Origin of the sequence: Methylobacterium sp. V23, from assembly GCF_002917135.1 — a bacterium.
Taxonomy (GTDB): domain Bacteria; phylum Pseudomonadota; class Alphaproteobacteria; order Rhizobiales; family Beijerinckiaceae; genus Methylobacterium.
The window spans coordinates 75,506-86,322 of sequence record NZ_PDHT01000002.1; the positions used below are offsets into that span (position 1 = coordinate 75,506).

Consider the following 10,817-nt stretch of genomic DNA (forward strand, 5'->3'; position numbering starts at 1 on the left):
TCGACGTCGATGCTGGGCTCTCGCTCTCCGTTCCCGCCCACCGCTCGACGCGGGAACGAATTGATGAGCTTGGTGGACCAGCAGAATCCCATAGACTTCCATCACGGGACCCGTTTCCGCCACCAATTACAGCCCCGCATTCTCTTCGCTACGCCGGAGATGGCCGATTTCGTGAAAACGGGGGGTCTTGGCGAAGTGGCGGGCTCTCTTCCGCGAGCTCTACGCAAGCACTACGATGTCCGCGTCCTCATTCCCGGATACCGGCAGGTCGTCGAGCAGTTCGATCACATCCCGGTCGTCGCACAGTTGCCGGCCCAAGCGGGCGTACCGCCCTGTGATCTTGGCCTCGTAGAGACCAGCGATGGGCTCCAAGTCTACGTTGTCCTCAATGCAGATCTCTATCAGCGCGACGGGACACCCTACGGCAACGCGCAGGGCGATTTCGGCGACAATGACATCCGCTTCGCCCGTCTAAGCCTCGCTGCTGCAGAAATCGCGCGGGGCATCGACCCGGCTTGGGCCGCAGATCTTCTTCATCTGAACGATTGGCAGGCTGCCCTTGCCCCCGCATATCTCGCATGGGCTGGACTGCGAGTGCCGAGCATCCTTACGGTTCACAACCTTGCCTATCAGGGCGTTTTCCCGCGCGAGTCCCTCGGGCGCCTCGGGGTACCCGAAGATGCCTTCCAGATGGACGGCGTCGAGTTCTACGGTCAGCTCTCGTTCCTCAAGGCCGGGCTCTTCTACGCTTCGCACGTAACAACCGTCAGCGAGACCTACGCTCGGGAAATCATCACACCGGAATCAGGCTGCGGGCTCGATGGCCTGCTACGGACACGGGCCGCACAAGGCCGCCTCGCCGGGATCCTCAATGGGATCGACGAGAGCTGGGACCCGCGGACCGACGCCCATCTTGCCGCCCGTTTCGAGGTCGATGATTGGAAGGGCAAGCGTGCCAACGCCGAGACTGTCCGGCGACAGTTCGGCCTGGCCGTTTCGCGCGGTCCCCTCTTCGCCGTGGTTTCCCGTTTGGTGCACCAGAAGGGCATCGATCTCAGCATCGCCGCAGCCGAGTCGATCGTGGCCGAGGGCGGTCAGCTCGTGGTGATCGGCCAGGGCGAAGGCCGTTTCGAAGGTGCATTGCGAGACCTCGCTCGCCGTCATCCCTCCTCCATCGGCGTCCATGTCGGCTTCGAGGAGCGGGATGCGCGCCGGATGTTCGCGGGCAGCGATTTTCTGCTGATGCCTTCGCGCTTCGAGCCATGTGGATTGGCGCAGATGTATGCCCAGCGCTTCGGATCACTGCCGATCGTTCATCGGACCGGCGGACTTGCTGATACGGTGGAGGACGGCGTCACCGGCTTCACCTTCGGCGAGGCCTCCACGCGTGGCTTCTCGAACGCGATCCGGCGCGCCTTCGATACTTTCGCGCAGAAGAAGCGCCTGAACGCCATGCGTCGCCACGCCATGTCGCGCTCGTTCGGTTGGGATCAGGCCGCGATGAACTACGCGTCCCTCTACGCCCGCGCCTTTGGCAACACTGCCGGCTTGCGCCTCCGCGCTGCGTAAAGTCACGATGGCCCTATCGGCAAACGAACAAAGCCGGCGGGGTCACCCGCCGGCTTTGTTCGTTTGCTCAGGTTGCAGGTCCCATCCCTGAAGAAGGGACCCGCGACGTACGACCTTACCCCTCGCGGAGAAAGATCGTCGTTGCCAGGGGTGGGATCGTCATGGACACCGAGTAGGGCTGACCATGGCTCGGCACGGCTTCGGCCTGAACGCCGCCCATATTACCGACGTTCGAACCCCCGTAGCGCTCCGCGTCCGAGTTGATGGCTTCCCGATAAAAACCGGCAACCGGAACGCCGATCCGGTAACTCTCCCGCGGCACCGGCGTGAAGTTCGCGACCACCACGGCAATTTCATCCGGCTCACGACCCTTCCGGGCCCAGGCGATGACGCTGTTGTCCTGGTCGTCGGCCACCAGCCACTGGAACCCGGCAGCCTCGGTATCCCGGCTATGGAGGGCTGGCGTCGCCTTGTAGAGGTGGTTGAGGTCGCGAATCAGATCCTTGACGCCCTGATGCATCCCGTCTTCCAGAAGGTGCCAATCGAGGCTCTGGTTGTGGTTCCATTCCTTCTCCTGGCCGAACTCGCAACCCATGAAGAGCAGCTTCTTACCGGGATGCCCCCACATGAAGCCGTAATAGGCGCGCAAATTCGCGAACTTCTGCCAACGGTCACCGGGCATCTTGCCGAGGAGCGAGCCCTTCCCGTGCACCACCTCGTCGTGAGACAGCGGAAGGATGAAGTTCTCCGAGAAGGCATAGAGCAGCCCGAAGGTCAGGTCGTGGTGGTGGTAGCGGCGATGAATCGTCTCTTTGGAAACGAAATTCAGGGTGTCGTGCATCCACCCCATATTCCACTTGAAGCCGAAACCGAGGCCACCCGTATAGGTTGGGTGCGAAACTCCCGGCCAGGAGGTGGATTCCTCCGCCACGGTCAGTGTGCCGGGTGCGTGCGCGTAGGTCGCCTCGTTGGTCTTGCGTAGGAATTCGATGGCGTCGAGATTTTCGTTGCCACCATAACGGTTCGGAATCCACTCGCCCTGACGACGCGAGTAGTCGAGGTAGAGCATCGACGCGACGGCATCCACGCGCAGGCCATCGAGGTGATAATGCTCGAGCCAGAACCGAGCATTGGCGGCGAGGAAGCTGGAGACTTCCGTCCGACCGAAATTATAGATGTAGGTGCCCCAATCCTGGTGAAAGCCCTGACGAGGGTCGGCGTGCTCGTAGAGATGCGTCCCGTCGAACTGACCCAAGCCGTGCGCGTCGAGGGGGAAATGGCCCGGCACCCAATCGAGCATCACGCCGATGCCGGCCACGTGGGCCGCATCGACGAAAGCAGCGAAGTCGTCCGGCGTGCCGAAGCGGCTCGTCGGCGCGAAGAGCGAGACCGGCTGGTAGCCCCAGGATCCGTCAAAGGGAAACTCTGTGATCGGCAGCATCTCGATGTGCGTGAAGCCCATCTCCTTCACGTAGGGGATCAGGCGCTCACTCAGTTCCCGGTACGTCAGGTAACGGTTGCCTTCTTCGGCGACCCGCGCCCAGGAACCGAGATGGACCTCGTAGATCGAGATCGGAATGTGGCGCGGGTCCTTCTCACCCCGCGTCGCCATCCACTTTTCATCATGCCAGGCAGGATCGTTCGTTCCCTGGAGAACCGAGGCGGTCTCCGGCGGCTTCTGGGCCGCGAAAGCGACCGGATCGGCCTTAAGGGGCAGCAATGATCCGTCGGCGCCACGGATCTCGTATTTGTAGTGCGCACCAGCCTTCAACCCGGGGATGAACAGTTCCCAGATGCCGCCACTCTGCCAGAGCCGCATGGGATGGCGACGGCCATCCCAGTTATTGAAGTCGCCGACGACGCTGACTCGGCGGGCATTCGGTGCCCAGACCGCGAAGCGGAAACCGTCGATCCCGTCGACCGGGCGATGCTGCGCACCCAGGATGCGATAGGTGACGTTGCTGCCGACCTCGCGCAGATTGTCGATATCTTCCTGGCGCAGGGAGGAGCCGAACCCGTACGGATCGTGGCGCGAGCGCTCGACGCCGTCCCAGGTTTCGACGGATAGCTCATAGAGCGGACGCCCCTCACTCGGCAGGCGCGCGACGAAGAAGCCGTCCGGGTGTTTTCGCTCGAAGGAAATGCGTTGGCTGCCCACGAGCAGGCTCGCGGATTTCGCCTCCGGCAGCACGGCGCGTACCTCCCACTGACCCGGCCCCACCTCATGAGGACCCAGCACCGAGAAGGGATCGCCATGGTTCGCCGCCATCATTGCGGCAATGACGTCGGGGTGAAGCGAACCGGTCTCGGGCGCCGCGGATTGCGGCGCCCGGGTGGCAACGGGCGTAACGTCCGCCGATCCGGAGGTGCCCGACGCTTGGCCGGTCCTGCTCGCGAACGTCTCGTCGATGCCCATCATTCAAACGCCTCTCTTGATCTCATCCAGAATGTTGAGAACCCCACGGGCGGGGATTTCGATCCAGTCGGGTCGATTGTTGGCTTCGTAATCGACCTCGTAGAGCGCCTTCGTCAGCAATGAGAGCCTGAGAAGACGGCTCTCGGTCTCCGGATCGGTCACGGCGGCCCGGCTCACCGAGACGGCCTCGCGGTAGCCGTCGAGGAAGGCGGCATCGATCATGCCGCGCCAGGCGATCGAAGCCCGCCGGGCCCGCTCCTCGGAATCCGAGAAGCGCGCGGCGATCCCACGAGTGACGGTCTCGGCGCCGTACGCGAAGGAGCGCAGCATACCGGCGACGTCCCGCAACGGTGTCGACTTGATCCGACGCTCGTCGGCCGGCCGCGAGGGTTCACCCTCGAAGTCGACGATGATGAGATCGTCCTCTGCCGCCAGCACCTGCCCGAGGTGATAATCTCCGTGGATGCGGGTCTTCGTAGCGCCCTGTGGTGCCCTGGCGGTGAGGGTCTCGATCGCCGCCTCGACCTCGTGGCGGCGGCCCGCCAGTTCGGTGCTCGCAGCATTGGAGCCGCGGCCTGCCAGGCCGTCGAGCCCGCGGAAGGCCCGCTCCGCTTGGCGGCGCGTGTCGTCGCCGAGGGCGTATAGGTCGGCGTGGTCGAAGGGCTCGGCCGCGAAGGCCGGGTCGTCGGTCTCGACCGCGAACGCGTTGTGCATTTCGGCCGTGCGGCGCCCGAGCAGAATCGCCCAGCGCAGGTGGGTCTCGAACGCCTCCGCGGGTGACGGCGCTTCGCTCTCCGGCGCCAACACCACCGTGTCGAAGTCGCGGCGCAGGCCTTCCAGCATCAGCGTCCAGGCATCGCCCTGGTTCGGCACGAACTTCTGCAGCACCGCGAGCGCTGTACGGGTGCCCTTGGCGTCGACGTGCTCAAGAACGCCAAGGAGCGCCGGCGTGTTGTGGAAGTGCGCGGTCTCAGTAAGGAAGCGCCCGACTTCGATCTCGGGATGCGTCCCGGTCTGCAGGCGGCGCAGCAGCTTCAGCATCATCTTCGAGCCAATGGCGATCGAGGTGTTGCTCTGCTCAGCGTTCAGCGACCGGATCTCGCCGGGCTCCACCACCACCTCGCGATCGAAGGCGGAGGTGGTGGAGAAGACGAGGCGCCCAGTCTCGGTGGCGATCTCGCGACCCTCGCGCATGCTCTCGACCATCGCAACGGCGAAGCTCGACGAAGCAGCCGCGCCGAGCAGCAGCCCGGTGCGCGGACCCCGGCGGACACGCGCCACGGCATGCTGAAGCATGGCCTCGTCTTCGCGGCCTTCATCGACCGCCACCGGCACGAAATAGTCCTGGCGCTCGCCCGTGGAGAGGTGAACAGCGACCCGGGGCAGGAGGAACTTCGACTCGCCGGTGCTGTCCTTCAGCGCCGCGCTGTCGGTGACCTGCACCGACTTGATGCGCGAGCCCTTGGCGGCGAACCAACGACGGGTCGCAATGAAGCGCGGCGCGACCGTGCGCTCGAAGGCCGTGCGCTCACGCCCAGCCATCAAGGTCTCGATGCCACCCGTGAGAACGAGGGTGAAGAGTTCCGGCAATTCGGGCTGCGGGCCGATGCTGCCCGTGTTCGCCGCGCTTAGGGAGAACCAGTAGAAGCCGTAGGAGGGCAAGGTGAGCAGGTATGGCAGATCGCCGATGGCCGGGAACTCCGAGCCCCCGGTCAGCTCGATCGGCACGGCGCTGCGCAGTTCCGACAGGTCGAGCTGCACCGCCTGCGGCGCTCGGGACAAATTGGCGACGCAGAGGACCCGCTCGCCCTCGAACTCGCGGATCCAGGCGAGGACCTTGCGGTTCGAGGGATAGAGGAACTGCATGCCGCCCCGGCCGAGCGCCACCGAGTTGTTGCGGATTGCGATCATGCGCCGGGTCCAGTTCAGCAAACTGGTCTGCGACTGGGTCTGTGCCTCGACGTTGATCGCGTCGAAGCCGTAGATCGGGTCCTGCACGGAAGGCAGGAAGAGCTTCTGTGGATTGGCCCGCGAGAAGCCACCGTTGCGGTCCGGCGACCATTGCATCGGCGTCCGCACGCCGTCGCGATCACCGAGGTAGATGTTGTCGCCCATTCCGATCTCGTCGCCGTAATACAGCACCGGCGTGCCGGGCATCGACAGGACGAGGGACTTCATCAGCTCGATCTTGCGCCGATCGTTCTCCAACAGGGGCGCGAGGCGGCGCCGGATGCCGAGGTTGATGCGGGCGCGGCGCTCGGCGGCATAGAAAGACCAGAGGTAGTCGCGCTCCTCGGCGGTGACCATCTCGAGGGTCAGCTCGTCATGGTTGCGCAGGAAGATCGCCCACTGGCAGCCCTCGGGAATTTCCGGGGTCTGGCGCATGATGTCGGTGATCGGGTGCCGGTCCTCGCGGGCGATCGCCATGTACATGCGCGGCATCAGCGGGAAGTGGAATGCCATATGGCACTCGTCGCCGTCGCCGAAATACTGCGCGGTCTCCTCGGGCCACTGATTGGCCTCAGCCAGCAGCATCCGGTCGGGATAGCTCGCATCCAGAGCTGCGCGGATCGCCTTGATGACCGTGTGTGTCTCCGGCAGGTTTTCGCAGTTCGTGCCGTCTCGCTCGATCAGGTAGGGGATTGCATCGAGGCGCAGGCCATCCACGCCCATGTCGAGCCAGTAGCGCATCACCTCGATGACCGCCTCGAGCACGGCCGGATTGTCGAAGTTCAGGTCGGGCTGGTGGCTGTAGAAGCGGTGCCAGAAGTACTGCTTGGCGACCGGGTCCCAGGTCCAGTTCGAGACCTCGGTGTCGAGGAAGATGATGCGCGTGTCCGAGTACGGCGTATCGGTATCCGACCAGACATAGAAGTCGCGCTCCGGCGAACCGGCCGGCGCCTCGCGGGCTCGCTGGAACCAGGGATGCTGGTCGGAGGTGTGATTGATGACGAGCTCGGTGATCACCCGCAGGCCGCGCTCGTGCGCCGCGTCCACGAACTTCCGGAACTCCTCCATCGTGCCGTAGGACGGATTGACGTCCCGATAATCGCCGATGTCGTAGCCGTCGTCCCGCAGGGGCGACGGATAGAACGGCATCAGCCAGATGGCCGTGACACCGAGGTCGCGGACATAGTCGAGCTTCTGCGTCAGGCCCTCGAAATCGCCGATCCCGTCATTGTTGGAGTCGAAGAACGACTTGACGTGGATCTGGTAGATGATGGCGTCACGGTACCATTGCGGATCGCTGCGATCGATCATCGCGTCGTTGCCTCATGCGTCGAGTTCAAGGGCGTGTCCGGGGCATCCGTACCACTCACAGCGATGAGACTGGCGAGTACGGCGTCCGTCGGCTCGGTAGGCGCCGACAATCGGGCGACACGACGACGGCCCGCCTGGGCCGCCGGGTTTTTTGCTGACACGGGCACGCGGCTTACGCAACCCGGCTCGGGGCGCGAAGGCGCCAGATCACCGCCGAGCGCTCCGCAGGATCGAGGGCGATGCGGTGCGATTTCCCACGTAGCTCGAACTTGTAGCCGAGCAGCAGGTCCTCGACCTCGACAGCCCCGTCATCGGGCTGGCCGAGCAGCCACAGCGGCACCTCGTAGGTGCATTCCTGCCGGTTGCGCGGATCGAGGTTGACCAGCACGAAGATGCAGTTGTCCCCGTCCGGCGTCACCTTCGCGTAGCCGATGATCTGGTCGTTATAGGCGCCGGTGAAGACGACGTTGCGGAAGTCCCACAGGGCCGGGTTGTCGCGCCGGATCTGATTGAGCTTGATGATGTGGTCACGGATGTTGCCGGGTTGGTGGTAATCCCAGGCCTTCAGCTCGTACTTCTCGGAGTTGAGGTATTCTTCCTTGCCCGGGTAAGGCTCGGCCTCACACATTTCAAAGCCGTTGTAGATGCCCCAGACGCTCGACAGCGTAGCGGCAAGGGTTGCGCGTACGACGAAGCCCGCCCGTCCGCTGGTCTGCAGGTAGATCGGATTGATGTCGGGCGTGTTGGCGAAGAAGTTGGGACGATAATAGTCGCCCATCTCTCCCGCCAACTCGGTCGAATAGGCGATCAGATCTGCCTTGGTGTCTCGCCAAGTGAAATAGGTGTAGCTCTGCTGATAACCCGCCTTGGCGAGCTTCTTCATCATCTTCGGCCGGGTGAAGGCCTCAGCGAGGAAGATCACGTCGGGGTAGCGGGCATTGACCTCGGCGATCATCCACTCCCAGAACGGGATCGGCTTGGTGTGTGGATTGTCGACCCGGAAGATCCGGGCGCCCAGTTCCGCCCAGCCCATGACGATGTCGCGCAGCTCGATCCAGAGGGATGGCAGCGCGCCACCGTAGAAATGGACGTTGGAAATGTCCTCGTACTTCTTGGGCGGGTTCTCGGCGAACTTCAGGGTGCCGTCGGGACGCCACTCGAACCACTCCGGGTGGTTCTTGATCCACGGATGGTCCGGCGAGCACTGGATCGCGAAATCGAGGGCGATCTCCATGCCGTAGGCGTGGCTCGCCGCAACGAGACGTCGGAAGTCGTCGAGGGTGCCGAGATCCGGATGAACGGCCTCATGTCCGCCCTCCTCCGAACCGACTGCGTAGACCGAGCCGACATCCGCGGGCAGCGCCTTTAGGGTATTGTTCTTGCCCTTGCGGTTGGTCTTTCCGACAGGATGGATCGGCGTGAAATACAGAACGTCGAAGCCAAGTTCGCGGATCTCCGGCAGACGCCGGATGACGTCGTCGAAGGTGCCGTGGCGGTTGACGTCCATTGATTGGGAACGCGGGAAGATCTCGTACCAAGCCGAGAAACGGGCCGCGAGACGATCGGCGATGACCGGCACGTTGACCGGATAACGCGAGAGGTTGATGCGCGGGGCATGCTGGCGGATCAGATGCGCGTTGGCAGGTGCGAGCATCACGTCGAGTTGGCTCGCCGAGCCGGACGGCTGAGCCTCGAGGTCGCCGACGAGGGCCTTCAGGCGGCCGCGATCCGAATCCGCCGCATTCTCGGCCGCCCCCAGAACGAAGGCAACACCCTCGATGGTCTCCAGTCGGACGTCGACCCCGGCATCGCGCTTCTTCAGGGTGTCGCGCACCCAGGATGAATACCCGTCTCGCCAGGCCTGGATCGTGAACTCGTAGCGGGCATTGCGCAGGAGCGGGAAGTGACCGCCCCAGCGGTCGTTGTCGATGAATACCAGGCGGTCGGACCGCCATTCGGTCTCACCCACGACCCGTGACAGGATCTCGGCGTCGATGATCTCGTGGCCGTCGCTGAAAATGTCCGCGGTAACGTGAACGCTTTCGCCCACCACACGCTTGACCGCCGACCGGCCGCCATCGAGCTCCGGCATCACCGCCTCGATGACGACGCGACCCTCACCCGTCGGTGTGCTCGGCTTCGGCATCGCCTTCACGCCTAAGCTTTCCGCGGCGAGGATGCGGACTTCTCCCGGTGCCAGGGCAAGGGCAACGCCTGGGCGAAACTGGATGGGCTCCGCCTCCGGCGTCCGATCGATGAAGTCACCGAGCATGCCACCTGTCCGGGCCAGAAGGGCTTCCGGCGCCACCGGCACCGATGCCTCTGTCGGATTGTACAGCACCAGCGTGGCGCTGCGCGCGGAGGCGCCATGTCCGGTGTCGAAGCGCAGCAGAGCCGTGTAGGCCGCGTCGGGTGACGAAATCCGCGCCTGGGCACCCTCGACATTGGCGGCCGGCAGTTCGGCCCGCAGGGCATTGATCGCCGCGATCGAAGCCGAGATGTCGACGCCAGTATTTGATTCGCGTGCTTCCGGCGTCGTCTCGACCACGTGCAGCGCACGCTGGTAGCCCCACTCGTACCCGATCGGCATGAGCACACCAGCGGAGAAGAAGGCGGATAAGGCGTAGCGTGCCGTCAGGTGACGGGCGATGGCGGCCGCGTCGCCGTCGAGGTGGGCGGCCAAGCGGGCCATGTCGTGATTCTCGGGAAAGGCGATGGAGGGCGCGATAACGCGCAGGCGCTCGTACTGGTCGAGCGCCCAGGAGGCCTTGAGGTCCCACCAGGCGAAGCTGTTAAAGAGGTAGTCAAACCCGGCTCCCGCGGTGGACTGGGCTTCCTCGAAGGTGCAGCCAAGGGTCTCGGCCGCAAACAGGCAATCCGGCTCCAGTGCCTTGGCCGCACCGATCAGGTCGCGCCAGACCGTGGCCGGGACCTTGTACGCGGCGTCGCAGCGGAACCCCTGCACGCCGAGATCCTGCAGGCGGTTGACGTAGCCCGACCAGAGGGCGGTGAGTTCCTGGCGCGCGCCTTCGGAATGATAGTCGAGTTCGGCGAGGTCGCCCCAAACCGTACGGATCGACGGATCGTCCGGATCGACCGCATAGGGGCTTTCGATCTGGCCCTCAGAATCCCGCACAAACAGATCCGGGCGTTGAGCGGCGAGCGGACCGTCCATGGCGGTGTGGTTGATGACGAGATCCGTCATCACACTGAGACCATGCGATGCGGCGGCGGCGCAGAAACGTCGAATCTGCTCATCGTCCGAAGTGCCGTCCCGGTCGCGGAAGCGCTCGTCCAGGCGGTCCGGATCGGCCACGGCGTAGAGGCTGCGCGATCCACCGGTCTGGTGGAAGGGATTGAGATAGACCCAGTCGAAGCCGAGGGCAGCGATCCTCGGCAATTCAGCGGTCCAGGCAGACACGCGGCCGACGAGAAGTGGGAAGAGGTTGTAGATACGCGGCCCCTCAGCGCGGGGCGCGAGGGTAGCGGGAAGCGGCACCTGACCGGCTGCGGTCCGCTGGGCGGCGGTCGTTGCGGGGCTGGGTGCGTTCATGCGAGCTCCATTTCGTCT

Annotated in this window: 4 protein-coding genes; 1 reads left to right on the plus strand and 3 read right to left on the minus strand. The window is 64.4% G+C overall.

What is annotated here, in order from left to right; genetic code table 11:
• The first annotated feature begins 63 nt into the window (after positions 1-63).
• A complete protein-coding gene (gene glgA / locus CRT23_RS03490; protein ID WP_103708625.1) occupies positions 64-1,569 on the plus strand; it encodes a glycogen synthase GlgA in 1,506 nt (501 codons plus the stop codon).
• A gap of 115 nt (positions 1,570-1,684) precedes the next feature.
• On the opposite strand, the gene glgB is transcribed toward glgA, so the two are convergent.
• The 3 genes from glgB to CRT23_RS03505 all read right to left on the minus strand — a co-directional run bounded on the left by glgB (position 1,685) and on the right by CRT23_RS03505 (position 10,799).
• Positions 1,685-3,988: a 1,4-alpha-glucan branching protein GlgB gene (gene glgB, locus CRT23_RS03495; RefSeq protein WP_103708626.1), complete on the minus strand. Its 2,304-nt coding sequence runs from the start codon at positions 3,986-3,988 to the stop codon at positions 1,685-1,687.
• On the minus strand, positions 3,989-7,246 hold the full coding sequence (gene treS / locus CRT23_RS03500; RefSeq protein WP_103708627.1) for a maltose alpha-D-glucosyltransferase: 3,258 nt from the start codon (positions 7,244-7,246) through the stop codon (positions 3,989-3,991).
• A 172-nt stretch (positions 7,247-7,418) separates the two neighbouring features.
• Positions 7,419-10,799, minus strand: a complete 3,381-nt coding sequence (locus CRT23_RS03505; RefSeq protein WP_103708628.1) for a maltotransferase domain-containing protein — start codon at positions 10,797-10,799, stop codon at positions 7,419-7,421.
• Positions 10,800-10,817: the final 18 nt, after the last annotated feature.

Bases quoted from the DNA above. Each gene is read 5' to 3' on its own strand.
- glgA (WP_103708625.1), top strand. From the start codon at position 64: ATGAGCTTGGTGGACCAGCAGAATCCCATAGACTTCCATCACGGGACC.
- glgB (WP_103708626.1), bottom strand. From the start codon at position 3,988: ATGATGGGCATCGACGAGACGTTCGCGAGCAGGACCGGCCAAGCGTCG.
- treS (WP_103708627.1), bottom strand. From the start codon at position 7,246: ATGATCGATCGCAGCGATCCGCAATGGTACCGTGACGCCATCATCTAC.
- CRT23_RS03505 (WP_103708628.1), bottom strand. From the start codon at position 10,799: ATGAACGCACCCAGCCCCGCAACGACCGCCGCCCAGCGGACCGCAGCC.